Origin of the sequence: Flavihumibacter cheonanensis (genome assembly GCF_022352215.1) — a bacterium.
GTDB classification, from domain to species: domain Bacteria; phylum Bacteroidota; class Bacteroidia; order Chitinophagales; family Chitinophagaceae; genus Flavihumibacter; species Flavihumibacter cheonanensis.
On sequence record NZ_JAKRWF010000002.1, the window covers coordinates 271,924 to 290,183 of the forward strand.

The 18,260-nt window shown below is 41.9% G+C and carries 22 protein-coding genes; 10 read left to right on the forward strand and 12 right to left on the reverse strand.

Annotated elements, in window-relative coordinates:
• The 7 genes from MD536_RS10485 (at position 1) to MD536_RS10515 (ending at position 5,419) form a co-directional block, all read left to right on the forward strand.
• Entirely contained in the window at positions 1-1,047 is a 1,047-nt protein-coding gene (locus MD536_RS10485; protein ID WP_239598764.1) for a sensor histidine kinase, read from the forward strand.
• The gene (locus MD536_RS10490) at positions 1,044-1,760 is read left to right on the forward strand and encodes a LytR/AlgR family response regulator transcription factor (protein WP_239598766.1); all 717 of its coding nucleotides are present in this window, start codon (positions 1,044-1,046) and stop codon (positions 1,758-1,760) included. Before MD536_RS10485 ends, MD536_RS10490 begins: the two co-directional genes overlap by 4 nt.
• Before the next feature lie 93 nt (positions 1,761-1,853).
• Positions 1,854-2,288, forward strand: coding sequence for a hypothetical protein (locus MD536_RS10495; protein ID WP_239598767.1), 435 nt, complete (start codon positions 1,854-1,856; stop codon positions 2,286-2,288).
• Positions 2,289-2,305: 17 nt separating this feature from the next.
• Entirely contained in the window at positions 2,306-3,493 is a 1,188-nt protein-coding gene (locus MD536_RS10500) for a WD40/YVTN/BNR-like repeat-containing protein (RefSeq protein WP_239598769.1), read from the forward strand.
• Position 3,494: 1 nt separating this feature from the next.
• Positions 3,495-3,734: a hypothetical protein gene (locus MD536_RS10505; RefSeq protein WP_239598771.1), complete on the forward strand. Its 240-nt coding sequence runs from the start codon at positions 3,495-3,497 to the stop codon at positions 3,732-3,734.
• Positions 3,731-4,321: a Crp/Fnr family transcriptional regulator gene (locus tag MD536_RS10510; protein WP_239598772.1), complete on the forward strand. Its 591-nt coding sequence runs from the start codon at positions 3,731-3,733 to the stop codon at positions 4,319-4,321. Before MD536_RS10505 ends, MD536_RS10510 begins: the two co-directional genes overlap by 4 nt.
• 84 nt (positions 4,322-4,405) lie before the next feature.
• On the forward strand, positions 4,406-5,419 hold the full coding sequence (locus MD536_RS10515; protein ID WP_239598774.1) for a hypothetical protein: 1,014 nt from the start codon (positions 4,406-4,408) through the stop codon (positions 5,417-5,419).
• Here the strand turns inward: MD536_RS10515 and MD536_RS10520 are convergent.
• From MD536_RS10520 to MD536_RS10540, 5 genes are all read right to left on the reverse strand, one after another.
• Positions 5,372-5,779 carry a hypothetical protein gene (locus MD536_RS10520; protein ID WP_239598775.1) on the reverse strand — a complete coding sequence of 136 codons (408 nt, stop codon included), beginning with the start codon at positions 5,777-5,779 and terminating at the stop codon, positions 5,372-5,374. The two genes, MD536_RS10515 and MD536_RS10520, sit on opposite strands and share 48 nt — an antisense overlap.
• A complete protein-coding gene (locus MD536_RS10525; protein ID WP_239598777.1) occupies positions 5,779-6,267 on the reverse strand; it encodes an SRPBCC family protein in 489 nt (162 codons plus the stop codon). The genes MD536_RS10520 and MD536_RS10525 overlap by 1 nt, the downstream gene beginning before the upstream one ends.
• Positions 6,268-6,331: 64 nt before the next feature.
• The gene (locus MD536_RS10530) at positions 6,332-6,904 is read right to left on the reverse strand and encodes a Crp/Fnr family transcriptional regulator (RefSeq protein WP_239598778.1); all 573 of its coding nucleotides are present in this window, start codon (positions 6,902-6,904) and stop codon (positions 6,332-6,334) included.
• A 6-nt stretch (positions 6,905-6,910) separates the two neighbouring features.
• Positions 6,911-7,639, reverse strand: coding sequence for a LytR/AlgR family response regulator transcription factor (locus tag MD536_RS10535; RefSeq protein ID WP_239598780.1), 729 nt, complete (start codon positions 7,637-7,639; stop codon positions 6,911-6,913).
• Positions 7,620-8,825, reverse strand: a complete 1,206-nt coding sequence (locus tag MD536_RS10540; RefSeq protein ID WP_239598781.1) for a sensor histidine kinase — start codon at positions 8,823-8,825, stop codon at positions 7,620-7,622. Before MD536_RS10540 ends, MD536_RS10535 begins: the two co-directional genes overlap by 20 nt.
• Before the next feature lie 60 nt (positions 8,826-8,885).
• Here MD536_RS10540 and MD536_RS10545 point away from each other — a divergent pair, with 60 nt between their 5' ends.
• Positions 8,886-11,066, forward strand: a complete 2,181-nt coding sequence (locus tag MD536_RS10545) for an outer membrane beta-barrel family protein (RefSeq protein ID WP_239598783.1) — start codon at positions 8,886-8,888, stop codon at positions 11,064-11,066.
• A 50-nt stretch (positions 11,067-11,116) separates the two neighbouring features.
• Complete coding sequence (locus tag MD536_RS22070) at positions 11,117-11,695, forward strand: YdeI/OmpD-associated family protein (RefSeq protein WP_239598785.1); 579 nt, start codon at positions 11,117-11,119, stop codon at positions 11,693-11,695.
• Here MD536_RS22070 and MD536_RS10555 read toward each other — a convergent pair.
• Positions 11,689-12,180, reverse strand: coding sequence for a thermonuclease family protein (locus tag MD536_RS10555; RefSeq protein ID WP_239598787.1), 492 nt, complete (start codon positions 12,178-12,180; stop codon positions 11,689-11,691). The two genes, MD536_RS22070 and MD536_RS10555, sit on opposite strands and share 7 nt — an antisense overlap.
• Before the next feature lie 85 nt (positions 12,181-12,265).
• Here MD536_RS10555 and MD536_RS10560 point away from each other — a divergent pair, with 85 nt between their 5' ends.
• The gene (locus MD536_RS10560; RefSeq protein ID WP_239598789.1) at positions 12,266-12,703 is read left to right on the forward strand and encodes a styrene oxide isomerase; all 438 of its coding nucleotides are present in this window, start codon (positions 12,266-12,268) and stop codon (positions 12,701-12,703) included.
• 4 nt (positions 12,704-12,707) lie between these two features.
• Here the strand turns inward: MD536_RS10560 and MD536_RS10565 are convergent, their stop codons facing one another.
• From MD536_RS10565 to MD536_RS10590, 6 genes are read right to left on the reverse strand one after another with little or no spacing between them, the layout of a single operon-like run.
• The gene (locus tag MD536_RS10565) at positions 12,708-13,400 is read right to left on the reverse strand and encodes a DUF1349 domain-containing protein (RefSeq protein ID WP_239598795.1); all 693 of its coding nucleotides are present in this window, start codon (positions 13,398-13,400) and stop codon (positions 12,708-12,710) included.
• On the reverse strand, positions 13,401-14,825 hold the full coding sequence (locus tag MD536_RS10570) for an alpha/beta hydrolase family protein (protein ID WP_239598797.1): 1,425 nt from the start codon (positions 14,823-14,825) through the stop codon (positions 13,401-13,403).
• A 10-nt stretch (positions 14,826-14,835) separates the two neighbouring features.
• Positions 14,836-15,600, reverse strand: a complete 765-nt coding sequence (locus tag MD536_RS10575; RefSeq protein ID WP_239598799.1) for a LytR/AlgR family response regulator transcription factor — start codon at positions 15,598-15,600, stop codon at positions 14,836-14,838.
• Between the two features lie 3 nt (positions 15,601-15,603).
• The gene (locus tag MD536_RS22075) at positions 15,604-16,656 is read right to left on the reverse strand and encodes a sensor histidine kinase (RefSeq protein WP_239598801.1); all 1,053 of its coding nucleotides are present in this window, start codon (positions 16,654-16,656) and stop codon (positions 15,604-15,606) included.
• A 49-nt stretch (positions 16,657-16,705) separates the two neighbouring features.
• Positions 16,706-17,557, reverse strand: coding sequence for an alpha/beta fold hydrolase (locus tag MD536_RS10585; protein WP_239598807.1), 852 nt, complete (start codon positions 17,555-17,557; stop codon positions 16,706-16,708).
• Positions 17,558-17,581: 24 nt separating this feature from the next.
• Positions 17,582-18,142, reverse strand: coding sequence for an outer membrane beta-barrel protein (locus tag MD536_RS10590; RefSeq protein ID WP_239598809.1), 561 nt, complete (start codon positions 18,140-18,142; stop codon positions 17,582-17,584).
• Between the last annotated feature and the right edge of the window lie 118 nt (positions 18,143-18,260).

Consider the following 18,260-nt stretch of genomic DNA (forward strand, 5'->3'; position numbering starts at 1 on the left):
ATGTTTTCTTCTGAAAAATCCCACAATCAGCAATATTGGCTCTGCCAGGTATTAGGATGGATGAGTATGGTATTAATTGAAGTGATCAATTATACCTTCTTTATCGTAAAGAAATTTGAGCCTTCTGTTCTTTATATTTTTGTTGGATGCGCGGTATTAGGAATGATTCTTACGCACGGATTCAGATATATCATAAATAGACGAAAAATTTTCGAATCCTCCCTCCCTTATATATGGGTTTATGCATTTTTCGCAACCCTGATTATTTCATTTACAATCACTGTTTTAACAGAAATTCCAATTCTGGTATGGAGCAGCCAGGGTTGGGAAGGTCTGAATTTAATTACGGTGGTAGGTACCACAATCAATTGGGCGCGTTATGTAGGCGTTTGGGTAATCATTTATTTTCTCTATAAAATACTTAAACAAAACAATCATATTCAGCAGGAAAAATTGGTGCTTGAATCGCTGGCAAAAACCACTGAACTGGAATTACTCAAAGCACAATTGAATCCTCATTTTCTATTCAATGCCCTAAACAGTATCAAAGCGCTGGTAGTTATCAACCCGGAACAAAGCAGGGATGCAATTGTTAAACTAAGTGAACTGCTTCGTTTTACTTTACAATATGGGAAAGAGACCTTCATCCCTTTAAAACAGGAATGGCAGGAAGTAAGTAAATACCTGGAACTTGAAAAATTGAGGTTTGGATCCAGGTTATCGATTACTTATTCGATTCCTGAAAAACTATGGCAGGTGCCTGTTCCACCAGCAATAGTATTAACGCTGGCGGAAAATGGTATCAAACATGGAGTTGCGAAGAATATGGGACAAGGGTTTCTGGATATTACCGTTAGTGAAAAATATTCTTCCGGTATTGTGATTACCCTAACCAATTCGGGCAACTATCAACCATCAGAACATAACGGTATCGGACTTGTACATGTATATAAGCGCCTGGAAGAATTATACAATGGTTCCGCGAAGCTGGACATTCACCAGGAAGATAACCAGGTGATCGTACAACTTAAACTTCCTGTATCATGAATATTCAAACACTTCTGGTAGATGATGAGCCACTGGCTATTGCAGAGTTTCAATCTATGTTAGCAAAATATGCAGACATTGAAATTATTGGAACTGCAGAAAATGCTGCTATTGCACTGGAAAAAATTGAAACCTTACAACCCCAGCTATTGTTCCTGGATATCCACATGCCTGGGAAATCCGGATTTGACTTGCTGGAGGAATTGGACTATTCACCACTGGTAATATTTGTGACCGCCTATGATGAATATGCGATCAAAGCATTTGAAGTAAACGCACTGGATTATCTGCTCAAACCTATCAATTCAAAACGACTGGAAGAGGCAATCGAAAAAATAAGAAAACAATTGAGTCTGGAACCGGTTAAAAGTCCAAAGGTTCCCATTGATAAAAGAATCTTCATTAAAGATGGAGAAGCCTGTTTTTTTGTTCCCTTATCTGAAGTCTTTTTAATTGAAAATGTTGGCAATTATGCACGTTTCTATTATCAAAAGAACAAACCCCTGTTACATAAATCACTGAATTACCTGGAAACCAAACTACCGGAAGAACATTTTTTCCGTGCAAGCCGCCAGCATATTATTAATATCAACTTCATCCGAAACATTTATCCAACCTTTAATCATTCATTGGAGGTGGAATTACAAAATGGTGCAATTATTCCCATCAGCCAGCGCCAATCTGTTAAGTTCAAAGAACTCATGGGATTATAGTTTTCCGCACTGATGTACAGTATTACGCACTACTGTAATTACGGTTGAACGTCCAACGTTTAGTTATCATCTTTAGGTTCTAAACAGTTTGTTATGAATCTAAAACTTATTAGACCAGTAGTAGTTCTCCTGGTTTTAACATCCTTTACCGATCAACCAACAGCCCTGATCGGCAGTTGGAAGGTTGCTGAGTCGCACGTTGAAAAAGCAACCCGTTCAATCATTCAAAGCACGAGGAAAGACAGACCAGATCTGGCTGATCAAATGGATGAAAACTTCCCATCTATGGTAGAAATGGTGAAATCAATCGTTTATACCTACAAGCAGGACAATACCTATGAAGTAGAAACGCCACAGGGAATCCAAAAAGGAAAATGGGAGTTAAGGAATAATGGACGCTCCCTTTGGATGGCCCCGGATAGCAGGCAACCAAGGCTGGACAGTGTATTGGAACTTAGCCCAACCAGTTTATTGATCATCAATAGGGAGCGAGGAGATACGATCCTATATACACCAGCCAATAAGTAATACCAAACCAATCTTATATGCCCAGTTTAATTTGCATACTGCTTACTGTTGGTTATTTCTTCTCTTTTTGGGGAGACACTGAAGTCCTTTCTAAATTCAGCAATACAAAAGTTAGTCAGACGCTTTCTCCGCTAAAAGTGTTGTTCAACCATCCATTGTATATGGATTTATCCAACAGTTTAAGCAGCACAGATAGCTTTCCCAAATGGACAAAACTCAATACAGCATCCTATCCCGGAAAACAGGATGATATCTGTTTTATTGATGAACAAACCGGATGGTATGTAAATGGCGGTGGAAATATTTACAAAACAAAAGACGGAGGAGCCACCTGGGAAAAATGTTTCAACAAACCCGGTACATTCTTTCGGTGTATTGCATTCCTGGATTCATTGCATGGATATGCTGGAAATGTTGGAACGGATTATTTCCCGAATGTGCAGGATACGATCCCTCTTTATCAAACTAATGATGGGGGTTATTCCTGGAAGCCGGTACCTTATGAAGGGCCTGCTGTAAAAGGCTTATGCGCCATAGATATTGTCAGGGAGCAATATATAAATCATGGTTCCATTGCCTACCGGCATTCGATTTACGCAGTAGGTCGTGTTGGGAGTCCGGCAATGCTACTGATTTCAGAAGATGATGGAAAATCATTCCGATCCCAATCCATGATGACAGATTGCAAAATGCTTTTTGATATCGACATGTTCAATAAAAAGGAAGGAGTTGTTTGTGCCGCTTCTCATGAAGACATTTCTCAGTCCAATGCAGTCATCCTCTTTACAAAAGATGGAGGCAAGACCTGGGAGAAAAGATATCAATCTACCCGCCCCTATGAAACCACCTGGAAAGTATCCTTTCCCTTTCGGGATACCGGATATGTAACCATACAGCATTATAACCCCGACCGGTCCACTACCAAACAACGTATAGCCAAAACAGTAGATGGCGGACATACCTGGAAAGAGCTCGACTTATGTGATGATTATACTGCGAGGGAATTTGGAATAGGTTTTATCAATGGACAGATCGGATATGTGGGAACTATGAACTCGGGATACCAGACTCGCAACGGAGGTGTGAGCTGGGAGAAAATCGACCTCGGCAGAGCTTGTAACAAAATCAGAATCTACAAAAATCCACAAGGTAAAATTTACGGATATGCCATTGGTGTAGAGGTATTCAAACTTTCAACTAATTAATATGACGTATATCAACTCTTATAACAAATTGATTTATGGTGGCTTTTTATTACTGGGACTCTATTTTCTATTGTTCAAAAAAGACTCCGGCGAGGCTGTGATTTACCTGGGCATTGCCTTGATCGGAGACCCTTTTGATCAGGAAAAGAGCTGGTCAGCGCGACCATTGTATCAGAGAATCTGGCTTATTTTGCATTTAGTGCTGTTATTTGCAACTATAGTCTATTCACTAATACAATGAATGAATTCGATAAACTAAAAACATTTCTTTCCGGTTTCAACTTATTAACGGAAGAGGAGATACAGGAGTTTAGCGAGGCGTTTGTTCCGGCAAAAATCCGGAAACGGCAGTTTATCGTTCAGCCAGGATTCACGGCTAAAAGCAGGCATTTCGTTACACAGGGTGCTTTCCGTGCTTATGTTGTAAGCGAAAACGGAAGCGAACATACAATTAGTTTTGCCATCGAAGATTGGTGGATAACAGATTATAATAGTTATATTTTTCAGCGGCCTGCCACCATGTTTGTAGTAGCATTGGAAGACAGCCAGCTGCTGAAAATTGAATTTGAGGCGGAAAAGCAATTAAAAGCCTCGAATCATAGATTTGAAACGATCTTCCGGATAATGGCTGAACGTGGCCTTGCATTTCAGCAACGTCGTCTTATTTCAAATCTCACTCAAAGTGCGGAAGAACGCTATGACCAATTTTTGGAAAAATACCCTGAGATTGTTCCACGTATGCCACAATATGCATTGGCCTCCTACCTGGGAATGACAACCGAATTTCTATCGAGGATCAGAAACAGAAAACGGCCAAAGAAAAGTTGAACTAGTTCAATCAAATAACCTAAACTGGTTCATTGGAAGCAGGCTGCTGTTCAACCCACCTTTGTAACTCAAAATCATTAAAAGATGAAAACAGTTACAAAGATTCTTGTTGGTGTATTAGTAATGCTAAGCAACACTATTATTGGACAACATAAACAGGCAGCATTTATTCCACTGAAGGGAAACGCGTTGTATCCGGAAGGAATACTGGCACTTAATGATGGTTCACTCCTGGTGGGTGGATTTGGGGATGGATCTATTCAAAAAGTTCAGTCTGGCAAAGAAGCTGTTTATTTCTCAGCTCCGGGTGCAAATGGAATGACCATCGCGGTAGGAATGGCAGCAGATACAAAAAACAATCGCCTCTGGGTAGCAAATTTCAATTTCAAAACAGCTTCCGGTAAACCGGGCAGTAATTTGAAAGTATTTGATTTGAAAACTGGTAATCTTCTGAGAACCATTCCTGAATCTTATATAGAGGGAGTCTTTTTTAATGAGGTGGTGGTGCAGCCGGATGGCAATGTTTATGTAACCAACACCTTTGGACCACAGATCTGGAGCGCCAATTTTTCCAGTTCAGCACCTACCGTATTTGTTGAACATGAACTGCTGTCGAACCCTGATCCCGCTCAGCCTTTTGATTTAAATGGGTTAAGCAGTACACCGGATAACGAATACCTTATTGCTTCTGTAATGGATCGACTGGATGCAGGAGATGGCAGATTGGTGAGGATCCATCTGAAATCAAAGGAAGTAACACCTATTCAACTTAATGGAGGAGGAGTAGCTGCCTTTGCGGGTTCTGATGGTATGTTTTTTCACAACGGCATACTCTATATGGTGAATGTATATGCAAAAGCAGGAGCCATTCTTACTGCCACCTTTTCGAATGCATATTCCTCGGCAGAATTAACCGTTCACCTTAAACATAATGACCTGTATGATCGTCCAACTGCATCCGCCATTTCAAAAGGGAGATTATACACTGTAAACAGTCAGCTGAACCGTATCATTGATGATGCAGATGGAAAACTAAATACTGCGCCAAGCTTACCTTTTAAAGTGGTTAGTATCCCCTTGTCTGAGATTAGAAAATAAATTGTTCCAGTCAATTACAAACGGCAGTACAAGACACCAGATAATAAAAAATACTGCCATAGCTGTGGGAAAGGGATGGCCTTTATACAGAGCAGGTGCTGCTACCGCAATCAGCCAGGTCGATTTATAGATTAACTGAAAAAGCAGGACAAGCTGCATTTGTTTCGGCCATCCCAAACCCAACAGGGATAAAATAAAGATGGCTCCCCATAAGGCTCCCACCAACCGGATCACCTCGGAGTATTCTACAGTATTACTGAAAATGGTAGTCTTGGCGGCATGAGGATAAAACAGGCTGATGATACTGATCCAGCCTGCTACGATAACATTCGCAAAGTATATGAGGTATAGATTTTTCATTACCGGGTCGGTTTATTTTCTACAATGGATTTGATATTTTCCATCACTTCAGGAAGCAATTCCCGATAGCGTTTCCCCAGTTTATTGCCGAGCACTTTTTTAAGGATACCGGTAAACCGTACATCATGTGTAAACTGCGTCGTATCCCCGGTGACATTCATCGAGCGGGAAATGATCAGCCAGCCAAACGGGATTTTTGTTTTCATTACATAGGACTGATTGGGCCAAACCTGCTCAATAACAAATTTTGCCTTTCTTCCATTATCTGCAATCAGAATGCCTTTTACCCCATCTCTAAAAACTCCTTCCAGACTTGTACTTTTTAATCCTTTGTCCCAATCCTTCCAGTTGGCAACATCTGTCCAGATTTGCCAGATTTGATCAGGTCTTGCCTGAGTGGTTACCGAATGACTGAAATGAGTATTGCTTTGTTGTGCTGTTCCGCTTATGGTTACACCAGTTAAGCAGAATACTAAAATGAGTTTCATATGTAACTTTTGAAACTCAAAATTCTTTTGTTTGAAGTGCCGGGCACTGCACCTATGTTAAGTTCTACCTTGCCTTGGAGAGTTGCTTCCGAATTCTGCTGAGCGATTGGGGGGCTATTCCCAGGTAGGAGGCCAGGTATTTGAGGGGAATACGTTGAACCAACTGCGGCTCCTTCATCAGCATATTACGATAGCGTTCTTCTGCTGTAACTGTTTGTAATTCCTGCAGGATGGATTCCGTATAAGATTGCACCTGCTGTATAAGAATGCGTACAAAATCACTCCAGCCACGGATCTGCAGCAATTGATTGGCTTTGTCAACCGGCATTTGCCAAATCACGGAATCTTCCAGCGCTTCAATATTTTCCTGGGCTGGAAGCCCTTTGGTAAAGCTTACCTGTGAGGTAAAACAGAAAGGCGCATCGGTAAAAAATTTGGTGATGTCTTTGCCGTCTTTCATAATATAAAACCGCATCAATCCGGATTCCAGGAAATACAGGTATCTGCAGATCTTTCCTTCTTCTAACAAAATGGTATCTTTTTTTATAAACACCATTTCGAGAGTAGCAGCAATTTGATCCCAATCAGTACCCGACAAAGATACATAAGATTCGATATACTTTCTGATCGCCTGCATTGCCGGTTAAATCATCCATTTTTTCAGTGCTTCGGTATAAGAGCGACTGACTTTCTGAATCAATCCATTGGACAGCACTACCTGCATGCCGGAGGGCTCCTTCCGTACTTCTTTTACTTCGTGAATATTGATCATTGCCGAACGATGGATACGCTGAAAAACAGCCGGATTCAGTTTTTGTTCTAATTGCGAAATACCGAGGTTGCTGAGGTATTGTTGCTTTCCGGCATAGATGCGGCTGTAATCCCCATCTGCTTCGATCCAGATGATATCGGATACCTGAAGTCCTACCAGCCGGTTGCCCTGTTCTACCAGGAGCCTTTCTGGAAAAGGTTTTCCTTGCTGCAGTTGTTCCGTTAATTGTTTCACTTGCTCGCGGTTGCGATTCATAGGATGCAACAATTTGTGTACAGCCTGATGAAATCGTTCCCGGGAATACGGCTTCAACAGGTAATCAACTGCATTATGTTCAAATGCTTTCAATGCATATTTATCAAAGGCAGTAGAAAAGATAATCTGGGGAATATGTACAATCTGTTGCAATACCTGGAAGCCACTTAATCCCGGCATCTGTATGTCCAGAAATACAAGATCAGGTTCCAGGTTATCTATAGCAGCCACTGCCTCCAGTCCCTGCTGACATTCGCCTGCAATCTGCAGGGAAGGAAAATCTTCCAGGTATTCCCGGATTAATTGCCGCGCGGCAACTTCATCATCAATGATCAGTACTTTCATGTATTCCCTTTGGTAATTGAGTGAGCGGTATGGAAAAAGTTACGACAGCTCCACTTGGCTGGTTGTCTGTTAAATGCAGGTCCGAACCAAATTGTTGAGCAATTCTTTTTCTGGTATTGCGCAATCCTATTCCTCCTCCTGCAAGTGCATTTTTATCCCAGCCTATACCGGTATCGGATATCCGAAAATTCAGGTGGTCGTTGGTAGTTTGAACTTCAATTCGAATCTCAACAGGCCACAAACTTGGTCCCACCCCATGTTTGATGGCATTTTCAACCAGAGGTTGTAATAACATGGGAGGTACTCGATACGCCAATGCATTTTTATCAGCCTGAATGCTGAATGTCAATTTTTCCCGGAAGCGCCCCTTCTCCAGTTCAAGGTAAGTCCGGATAAATTGTAATTCCTCTCTCAGTCCGATCCATTCCTCCTGGCTGGCAGCAAGCGCAAACCTGAAGGTATCTCCGAGTCGCGCGATCATTTCCCGAACATGCTCCAGCTCTCTTGGAACAGCCGCACTGATTGAATTCAGGGTATTGTACAAAAAATGGGGTTGGATCTGTGCTTTTAAGGCTGTGATTTCGCTTTGTAAAGCCGCCTGCTGCAAAAGAATCTGTTTCTGTTCTTGCTTTCGGAACCGGATGTAATAATCGTACAAATGAAAGATTCCAAATTGCAAAACATAAAAAAGGAAAGGAATGTACACATCCCACCACATAGCAGCACCCCACATATAACCTTCACCAAAGAGATCGCATAAGAAATGATATAATTGTAGCCATACCATGATGTACAGCGGGCAGGTTACCAGGTGTAAGAGTATCCGCTTTTGCAGGGACCAATCATGCAGCCGGTAAAAAATAAGCCAGTATACGGGTAGTGTGCAAATCGCTTTAGCAAAATAGTTCAGTCCGGTTTGAAGCAAAAACCCTCCACCGAATTCAGAAGTTAGCTGAAGCGCCAGATAATACAGTAACCATCCGGAAAGATAAAGTCCAACTACTGCCAGCAACTGCCAGTATTGAATATTCCAAAAGGCAATTCGGTTCCAGAATGAAGAGGGTTGTTGCTGCATATGCTTCGGCTTACCGTTTAGTAAACTTAGTATAAATGTCCAGTATCCATTTTCTTTTCCGGTGAACCGACAATAGGATCGCCGAATATGCCGGGCGATTCCTTTGTTCATTTGCCGGATTCCCAATGGCCATGCTGCCAGCCGGAGATAGGTTTACAGAAAATACATCACATGAAACCCATTAGCACGTTGCTGTTTTTACTTAGTTTTCTTGCCGGTTGTGGTTGTGCAATAGCACAAACACAGGACAGCCTGCCAAAAGCGGACAGTTTATCCGCTGTTACAGTAATCGGCCGAAAGCCTTTGGTAGAAGTGAAACCGGATAAACTGGTATTCAATGTTGAAAACAGCATCAATGCGATTGGTGGAAATGGGTTGGAGGTACTCAGAAAAGCGCCAGGGGTTGTAGTTGATAAAGATGAAAATATTCTGTTAAGCGGGAAATCAGGTATCCGTATTTATATTGATGGAAGGCCAAGTCCGCTTGCGGGAACTGATCTTACCGACTACCTAAAATCCTTACCCGCTGGAGATATCGCCACCATTGAAATCATCACCAATCCATCTGCCCGTTTCGAAGCAGCAGGTTCTGCTGGCATTATTAATATTCGCCTGAAAAGCAGCAGGGGCTTTGGCTGGAATGGAAATCTAAATAGTAGTTATGCCATCGGCCAATTTGCAAAATACAATGCAGGAAGCAGTTTTAACTACCGAAACAGAAAACTGAATTTTTTTGGTAACATTAGCCTGGCGGAATCCAACAATGCGAGCACATTGAATTTGTATCGTTTACAAAACGATTCTATTTATGATCAGCGCTCGCAGACGATATTCAAAAACAATAGTCAAAATGCGAGAGCGGGACTGGACATCACGTTAAGTCGTTTTGCAACAGCAGGAATGGTAATCAATACCAATTTCTCAGCAGGGGAAGGGTTTGTTAACAGCGTAACGCCTATACTTCCGCAAAGCTCTAAAGAGCTGGCACGAATCCTCACTGCAAGAGGCAGGACCTCCAGCAGAAGAGCAACCATTACTACCAACATGAATTACCGGTTTGCAGATACAAGTGGGCATGTATTCAGTATTGATCTGGATTATGGTGGATACCGGTTGAAATCCAGCAACCTGGTACCCAACCAATACGTTGATGCAACTGGAAATTTTTTGTCAGACTATACGTTTTCTACTATCAGTCCAACTGATATTGATCTGTTTGGCCTCAAAGCAGATTATGAAACCGGGTGGTTAGGAGGTAAGTTAGCGACGGGTTTTAAATCTTCCCTGGTCAAAACAAGGAATGATTTTGGTTTCTTTAATAAAGCGGGTGCTGACTTTATCAAGGATATTGATCGCAGCAACCAGTTTACTTACATGGAACAGATACATGCTGCTTACCTGTTGTACAACCGGCAGAAAGGAAAGTGGAACCTGGAATCCGGACTACGTGTAGAATGGACTATCAGTGATGGACAACTGAAAGCTGCACAAACCCAGCAAGATGAATCGGTTCGGCGGAATTACCTCGACTGGTTTCCCAGTGCCGGGTTAACGTATCAGCTAAACCCCAAAAACAGCCTGGGACTCAGTTTTAGCAGAAGAATTGACCGGCCGAATTACCGCGATTTAAATCCATTTGAAAGTCAGATTGATGAGTTGACGTATCAAAAGGGCAATCCCTTTCTAAATCCTCAATACACGACCTCCTATGAACTGCGACACACGTATCAATACAAACTGGTAACCACGTTGGGGTATAGTACTGTCCGGGATTTTTTTGCACAGATAACGGATACCATTGAGGGCCGGCGGAATTTCATTCAGCAGCGAAACATTGCATCGCAAAAAATCTGGAGTCTGAATATCAGTTATCCTTTTCAACTGGCGAAATGGTGGTCTGTTTATGCCAACTTAAACGGATATCACACCAGGTACAAGGCCGATTTTGAACCTGGTAAAGCCATCCGTTTACAGGCAACTGGTTTTACATTATACCAGCAGCACAGTTTCAATTTGGGTAAAAACTGGATGGGTGAAATCAGCAGCTTTTTCAGCACGCCCTATGTTTGGGCAGGTACCTATGAAACGGAAGCACTGGGAGGAATTGATCTTGGCTTGCAGAAAAAACTCTTTAAAGAACGGGCAACTATTAAAGCTAGCATCAGTGATATCCTGCGTACCTATCCCTGGCGGGGTGTGAGCCGTTTGGGTGAGCTCACCATCTATGGAAGTGGAGGCTGGGAAAGCAGGCAGTTCCGGCTGGCATTTACCTGGAAGTGGGGCAAAAAGGAAGTGAAGGCGGCGAGAAACAGAAATACAGGGTTGGAAGGACTGGAAGGAAGAGTGGATTGATTGACCATTTCTTAATGTCGTGAAAATGAAATTTCAAGTAAATTAATGAAGTGGAAACTTATAAAAATATTGCAACCTTTTATGCGAAAAATCAGCGTGCCTGGCGAAACTGGCTGAAAAAAAATCACCTGAATGAAACTGCTGTATGGCTTATAATTTATAAAAAAGACAGTGGTATACCTAGCGTTTATTATTCTGAGGCGGTAGATGAAGCCTTATGTTTTGGCTGGATAGATAGCAAGCCCAATAAACGGGATGACCTAAGTTATTATCAATATTTTTCCCGTCGAAATCCTAAAAGCAACTGGAGTAGAGTGAACAAGCTAAAAGTTGAAAAATTGATTCGCGAAGGAAAAATGGAAAACGCTGGAATGGAAATGATTCAACTCGCACAAAGCAATGGCAGCTGGAATGCGCTTAATGCTGTTGAGGAGTTAGTGATCCCCACTGAAATGGAACAACTATTTCAGCAAAATGTAAGCGCATTGGAAAACTGGAATAAGTTTCCAAAATCAGCGAAAAGAGGAATTTTAGAGTGGATTAGAAATGCTAAACGACCAGAAACAAAATTGAAAAGAATAACAGAAACTGTTCAACTGGCAGCACAAAATAGAAGAGCAAATTATTGAGGTTTTCTCCAGTTCCAGGGCGGAGTTGGATGGGGGTCTTTCCAAAGACCAACTTTTATGGCCCTGGCCCTTTTTTCAAGGGCAGCATATTCCTGGCTCGAAGAGTACTTAATGAAATGCCATGCTAATCCGGATTTGACCAATTCCTTGTTTATGTTCAGGCCCTGTGCGTTTATAACTTCCCCAATCAGGCGCTTGTTTCTGTCAAGCTCATTTTTGTGCAACACCCGGACAATCTGCCCAAAACAATTATCCGAAGTGAATTTTTTGGCTTGAGCACCGAAGGGTTGTTGCTTTCGGATTTCCGGGCAATCAATATGTGCCAGCCTTATTCGCAAAGGCTTGTTGTCGTATAAAATATCTATGGTGTCTCCATCTGTTACGCCGATCACTTTTCCGGAAAGGTTGGAAGGATATTTCTCCTCCTTTACTGGTGAAGTAAGAAAGCAGGAGAGTATCGTTACTAAAAGATAAGCAAACTGCATACTGGTCAATTAGAGTACGGGCCGAAAGTAAGTAAGAATCCCGACCTTTAAGGAACTTGTTCTTTTACTGCTAAAACTACCAGCTATGGCTACCAATAAGAAATCAGCTCAATTGATCTTCTGGGGAATGGTATTGTTTTTTCTAGGTCTGATCACCGGATTATTAATACCTGCCATGACCAATCAACGAATGGGCCTAAGTGCACATTTGGAGGGCATTTTAAATGGTCTGTATCTGATGATTCTTGGCCTGATCTGGCCGAAAATCAAATGCCCCCCGAGAATGCTGAATCTGATTTACCTACTGGTGCTCTACGCGGGTTTTGCCAATTTTGCAGCAGTGCTGCTGGCAGGCTTTACGGGTGCAGGGAAAATGATGCCAATTGCCGGTGGAGCAGAAGGCCCGGAATTACTTGAGTTAATTATCAGTTTTTTATTGGTAAGTCTTACCGTTTCCATTCTTGCTGCTGCTGTGCTGCTTTTATACGGGTTGTATCAAACTGCATTTCAAACAAAAGAATAAAGAGTTACTCTCCCGTATAGGGGTCTTTAATTTTCTTATTTTGATAGGTAATATTCCCAAATACAACCTTACAGGAATCACCGGTTGGTGATTGTGCCAACAAGCCAAGTTGTAGTGGCTTTGTGGCATTAAACTGAAAGTGCCGAACCAGCAGCCAGCTTTTATTATCCTCCGAATAATAAAGCGTGATCACATTAGCGGCTTTGGCAATTTTAAAATATACTTTGTTTGATTTTATGTCTACAGAATTACAATCATCTGAAATGTCCTTTGTAACTACCGAAACAACTCTATTTGCCCCGGTATAATCTCGTTCAAAACAGAATTTGACCCAGTTCAGACTGTCCTGTTTTAATACGATGGCACCTGCATCCCACTTGTTAGCAAAAGCATGTTCTATTGAGGTAGTGAAAATAAAATCAGTATCCGGCCGGAATAATAGCTTTGGTGCATTGTCTGTATTGTAGGTTACATTAGGATCCCGGAACATGTCTGTTTTAGAACCAGCAACAAGAATAATGCGCTCGTCACTGACAACTACCGATTCAGCTTTATTCTCCAAAATAAGCGGAAAGGGTATCTGTTTATGACGATAAGATGATCCGGTTTGGGCATGCAGAACAGATGTTGTTTGAAAACAGCCAATTGTTACAACTGCCATCATTACTCTCTTCAATACATGGTGATAGTTAATCATTTATTTGTGTATTAGTTTTATCCAGTTTATTATATCAGCCACCACTACCGGAGCAATCGTCTCCTCTAACTCCTGGTACTCCGTAACCGTACAGGTGGTGCAGGTTTGAAACAGGTGATTCAACGAAGGGTATTTAACCAGCCGGGTGGCTGCTGGCTTTTGAGCTGGAAGGGCTTGTAAGATCGCATCTGCATTATCCGGCAATACCTGGATATCTTTCTCTCCCTGCAGGATTAATACGGGCTGACGAATTTTTGAGATACTGGTTTTGGGATCATAAAACAGATCAAATCTCATGGCATCGGATAACAAATTAGAAAAACTTCTGGCAGTTATTGGATACTTTGTTTCAATCAATGCCTGCTGTTCTTCACCAATGGCTTTTAGCTTTTCATTGAGGGGCACAAGAGCGTTGGTAAGTTTCCCTGCTGCGGCTTCCCTGCCTGAAGTCTCCTGAATGGATGAAAAAACAGTTTGTAAAATCTCCGAGTTCAGCGCAATGGCTTCCGGCGATGCGCCTTTTTGTTGGTAAATCGCTTCTGTTTGACGCAGAATAGTCTGTGATAAGGTCTCTCCACTGCCTGCCATTAAAATTACAAAGTTCAGATTCGGGGAATTGGCCGCCAGGTATTGCGCGATATCAGCACCTAAACTATGTCCCAATACTCCAATTCTTGAAGGATTCACTTCCTTTCGGTTTTGTAAATAATAGAGACAGATCTGCGCATCCACTGCAAAGTCTTTGATAGTAGCAGTTTCATAGTTGCCGGTTGAATATCCGGTTCCACGGTCATCCACCCTTAGCACAACATAACCGCTTCTGGTTAACTGATCAGCCAGCACCAGGAAGTTTTTATGACCAAAAATACTCTGGTCGCGGTCACTTGGTCCACTACCTGGAATCAGCAGGATAGCTGTTCTGTTTTTTGCTTTCCGTGGATAGGTAATGGTGCCAGCCAGCAATATTCCTTCCTTTTTATTTTCAATTGTAACCTCCTCTTCCACATAAGGTAGCGGGTAGATTGGCTCCTGAGGTCTTGGAGGTTTATTCAACACCTGATCCGATTTTTTTAATACCAATGAGAATCGCATGGAACGCTGGATAAAAAAACCAACTGCTACAGTATCATTTACTGTGAGAACCATATCTGCATTGATGGATCCAATTCGAAGCCGAAGGCTGTCGCCCTCCTGCTCAACTTTGCGAATGGCAAAATTGTAACTATTCTGATCAATGCTGTGAAAGAAATATCGATAACCCTCTTTGTTTGACAGTTTTTCAAGCGCAATGGCAAAATTTCTACCGGGACTAATCTCTACTGCACCCTTCCAGACACCTGCCTTCAATATATTTTCAGCAGCAAGCTGACCCCGTCCAGAAAAGGAAAACAGGATCAGCAATCCTGCAAAATAAATTCTGTTCATACAAGATGATTTATGCATCCAGCCAATATTTAAACTCTGTGATACGGTCTTTGCTTATTGATATGGAACCCTCGGCAGGCAAGGGCGATAAATAAACAAGGATATTTCTGCCGGCATGATTTTCAATTTTATCAATGGACCGATGATGAATGATATAATTCCGGTTAGCTCTGAAGAAATCCGTTGGGTTCAATAAATTATACAAACTGTCCAGGCTTTCAGAATAGGGATATTTTTGTCCGTCCATTTGAACAAGATGAGTGGTTCGGTTCGCATAAAAGAAATAAGCAACATCCTGAACAGGCACTGATACAATCCTGCTTCCAAGTGTAATGGCAAATCGTTCTTTGAAACTGGAACCCGGAGCCGGTAACTTAACCTGTTGCAGCATTGCTTTCAGATTCTGTATGAATTCGGGGTGCGCCATCCTTCTGAATTTTTCCAGGGCCTGACTCAATTCCTCTTCATCATATGGTTTCAGCAGGTAATCAATTCCATTCACCTTGAAGGCTCGTATGGCATAAGAATCGTAGGCTGTAATAAAGATTACCGGCTTCGTCCAGTTAAGTGCTTCAAAAATTTGAAAGGAAATCCCATCTTCCAGTTGAATATCTGCCAGGATCAAATCCGGATTTAATGCCGGCAATTTTTTAATGGCATCCGATACATTCTCCAGCACAGCAACCACCTGCATGTCGGGAGCCAGTTTTTCCAGTAACTCCTTCAGATAAACGGCGGCATATTTTTCATCTTCAATTATGACTACCTGTTGCATAGTTCAACTTCCAATTTTTTTTAGCAAGCTTACCTCTACCATAAACCAATTGTCTTCAATGTATTTTACAGGCGCTTTTGCTTCCAGGTATTTGTACCGGCTTTCTATATTAAACCAACCAATACCCAGGCTGTCATCTACTCCCTGTTTCGGCAAATAGCTGTTTTTAACAAGTAAGGTTTCATCGTCATTATTGGTAATTGCAATTACAAGTGGATTGGCTTTACTGAAGGAATTGTGTTTAATCGCATTTTCAACTATGGGTTGCAAAACAAAATCGGGTATGGAACAATTGTTTTTTACGAATTCTGAAACTTCAATCTTAAAGGATATTTTTTCCTCAAAGCGTACACTCAACATATAGAGGTAGGCCTCAATCGTACTCAATTCATCTTTTACCAATACCCATCCTGCATTTTCCGCTTCCAACACTTTCCTGTAAAAAGAAGCCATGCTCCTGGTGAAATCATAGGCCAACTTCGGATTGCTGTTAATGGTAGATGCGATTATATTCAGGTTGTTAAACAGGAAATGTGGATTCAACTGCTGGCGAAGCATATTCAACTGGGCTGATAAAAAAGATTTTTCCGCATAATGTTTTGCATCTTTTTCTTTTATGTACAGTCTGTACAATCGGAGGGCCACCCCGGTAACAAAGACCACTGAATGAATAAAAAAGAAATAAACAAAAATGAATCTTAACTCTACAATATCCTTTAATCGGATGTTTATTTTTCCATGCAATATTGCAGTGAATAGGGTACTAAAAACCATCAATAAAACAAAGCCGGCTACCTGCAGGATCAAAAAATAGCGGGTTAATAAGGGAACCGATTTTTCTGCTTTTTTGAAGGCTGATGTGAAGGAACTTAAGATTTTCCTTTGCAGCTGAATAAACAGGAAGATATAAATAGAACTACCCAGCCACTCCTCCCAGAAATAAGTATCAAACCGTAGCGGAAAACCCTTTAGAACAATTTGCTGCAATACACTGATAATAAAACCCAGGGTGACATAAAACAAAAAGTAAAATATCATTTTTTTGGTTCTATGCACAACCTGCAGTTTACCATTTAAAGATAAACTGCAGGTTTAGTTTGAAAAATTATTTATTCAGCACCCATTGGATTCCTTGCTTAACCAGCACAGGCTCCTCCATCTGAATGTAGTGTCCGCTTTTACTGGTTTCCACAAATTTTCCCTTGCTGCCTGCCTGTGTTGCCCATTCCTGGTGAAGGGCTTTCTGGATCTTTGTTACAAAGCCGGGAGTTTCGGGAGTTTCTTTCGTACTCGTAATTACATACACCGGAATGGCGGTAATAGGAGGGAAGGATTTGATTTGATCATAGTTGGTAACAAAATTGGCTTTGAACTCCTCCTTTACTGAACCGGCTGGGAGGCTTGCCACCACACTATCGTTGATCGCTTTCATTTCTGCCCAGGCTAGTTCACGATCCCCTGAAGGAAGCTGGCTCAATAAAGAGTCCAGCTGTCTCTCATGGGTACCATCCACCAACACGATTCCTTTGACCAGGTTCGGATACAAGTGATAGAAGATCCGGGCATATATTCCTCCCATCGAATGAGCAACCAGTATATAGGGAGGCTTGATACTGCAATACTCCAGGATGGTTTTCATTTCCCGGGCAATGGTCAGCGCATCCCGGCTTCCGGTCACATTGGCTGAAGCTCCCACTCCTGCCCGATTGTAGGTAAACACACTAATGTTTTCCGGTAATTGCTGGTATACTTTCTCCCAGGTTGTAAAGGGAGAGCCAAAGCCGTTCACCAAAACAATGGAGGGTGTTTGACCCTTACTGATACTCAGCTCAGTTTTATTTCCCTTTATGGTGAGCTGAGATACCGGCATCTGATCTTTGTTGTCTTCCACCAGTAACTTGCGACAGGACCCGGCTCCTAAAGAAAGAACTAGTGCACATGCAAGTATTTTTTTCATCGTATCAGGCTTGAAACTGTTTCATTAAAAAGAACCGAATACAAGGCCTACACCTGTGCCAACCCCATTGAAATTACTTTTCTCGTAATAGGCACTGTTGGTGTTTCCGGTAAACCGATAGGTTGCATAGCCCTGTACCTGCATGAAACGGGTTATCTTAATGTTTACACCCAGTTTAGGTTGAACTACCCAGGTATAGTCGCCATCTCTTCTGGCAGTTTTCGAATCATTTTTAATATCATTTTCCGCCCAACCCATAGCTCCTGTAAGTCCAACTGAAAAATGAACCGGCTTCTCAGGCATGAAACGATATTCTGAATAAAGACCATAATAGTTAAACTGCATTTTCTCCTCTTTACCATTTACTTTATGCCGGAAGAAGGCATTATTTCCAGCTGCTCCGATCAGGAATTTGTGGTTGATCAGCACTCCACCATATCCGCCCAGATTCAGGGATGGTTTTCCATTAATAGTGGTTAATTCAGCTATACCGGCTCCATATGCCCGAATAGAACGTTGATTGGATTGGGCCATTGCCCCGATTGACAGTGCTGTAAAGGCCAGCAGTACCAGTAACTTTTTCATTTTACATCGTGATTTTGATTTGATGGTTATTGTTTGACGATGTAAAATTGTTACGAAGGCACCGGTTCATGGCAAGGCTCCTGACTGAATGACCAGTTCAAGCGCCTGAATGACCATT

Excerpts from the sequence above, each read along its gene's own strand:
- MD536_RS10485 (WP_239598764.1), top strand. The coding sequence starts at position 1 with ATGTTTTCTTCTGAAAAATCCCACAATCAGCAATATTGGCTCTGCCAG.
- MD536_RS10490 (WP_239598766.1), top strand. The coding sequence starts at position 1,044 with ATGAATATTCAAACACTTCTGGTAGATGATGAGCCACTGGCTATTGCA.
- MD536_RS10495 (WP_239598767.1), top strand. The coding sequence starts at position 1,854 with ATGAATCTAAAACTTATTAGACCAGTAGTAGTTCTCCTGGTTTTAACA.
- MD536_RS10500 (WP_239598769.1), top strand. The coding sequence starts at position 2,306 with ATGCCCAGTTTAATTTGCATACTGCTTACTGTTGGTTATTTCTTCTCT.
- MD536_RS10505 (WP_239598771.1), top strand. The coding sequence starts at position 3,495 with ATGACGTATATCAACTCTTATAACAAATTGATTTATGGTGGCTTTTTA.
- MD536_RS10510 (WP_239598772.1), top strand. The coding sequence starts at position 3,731 with ATGAATGAATTCGATAAACTAAAAACATTTCTTTCCGGTTTCAACTTA.
- MD536_RS10515 (WP_239598774.1), top strand. The coding sequence starts at position 4,406 with ATGAAAACAGTTACAAAGATTCTTGTTGGTGTATTAGTAATGCTAAGC.
- MD536_RS10520 (WP_239598775.1), bottom strand. The coding sequence starts at position 5,779 with ATGAAAAATCTATACCTCATATACTTTGCGAATGTTATCGTAGCAGGC.
- MD536_RS10525 (WP_239598777.1), bottom strand. The coding sequence starts at position 6,267 with ATGAAACTCATTTTAGTATTCTGCTTAACTGGTGTAACCATAAGCGGA.
- MD536_RS10530 (WP_239598778.1), bottom strand. The coding sequence starts at position 6,904 with ATGCAGGCGATCAGAAAGTATATCGAATCTTATGTATCTTTGTCGGGT.
- MD536_RS10535 (WP_239598780.1), bottom strand. The coding sequence starts at position 7,639 with ATGAAAGTACTGATCATTGATGATGAAGTTGCCGCGCGGCAATTAATC.
- MD536_RS10540 (WP_239598781.1), bottom strand. The coding sequence starts at position 8,825 with ATGAACAAAGGAATCGCCCGGCATATTCGGCGATCCTATTGTCGGTTC.
- MD536_RS10545 (WP_239598783.1), top strand. The coding sequence starts at position 8,886 with ATGAAACCCATTAGCACGTTGCTGTTTTTACTTAGTTTTCTTGCCGGT.
- MD536_RS10555 (WP_239598787.1), bottom strand. The coding sequence starts at position 12,180 with ATGCAGTTTGCTTATCTTTTAGTAACGATACTCTCCTGCTTTCTTACT.
- MD536_RS10560 (WP_239598789.1), top strand. The coding sequence starts at position 12,266 with ATGGCTACCAATAAGAAATCAGCTCAATTGATCTTCTGGGGAATGGTA.
- MD536_RS10565 (WP_239598795.1), bottom strand. The coding sequence starts at position 13,400 with ATGATTAACTATCACCATGTATTGAAGAGAGTAATGATGGCAGTTGTA.
- MD536_RS10570 (WP_239598797.1), bottom strand. The coding sequence starts at position 14,825 with ATGAACAGAATTTATTTTGCAGGATTGCTGATCCTGTTTTCCTTTTCT.
- MD536_RS10575 (WP_239598799.1), bottom strand. The coding sequence starts at position 15,600 with ATGCAACAGGTAGTCATAATTGAAGATGAAAAATATGCCGCCGTTTAT.
- MD536_RS10585 (WP_239598807.1), bottom strand. The coding sequence starts at position 17,557 with ATGAAAAAAATACTTGCATGTGCACTAGTTCTTTCTTTAGGAGCCGGG.
- MD536_RS10590 (WP_239598809.1), bottom strand. The coding sequence starts at position 18,142 with ATGAAAAAGTTACTGGTACTGCTGGCCTTTACAGCACTGTCAATCGGG.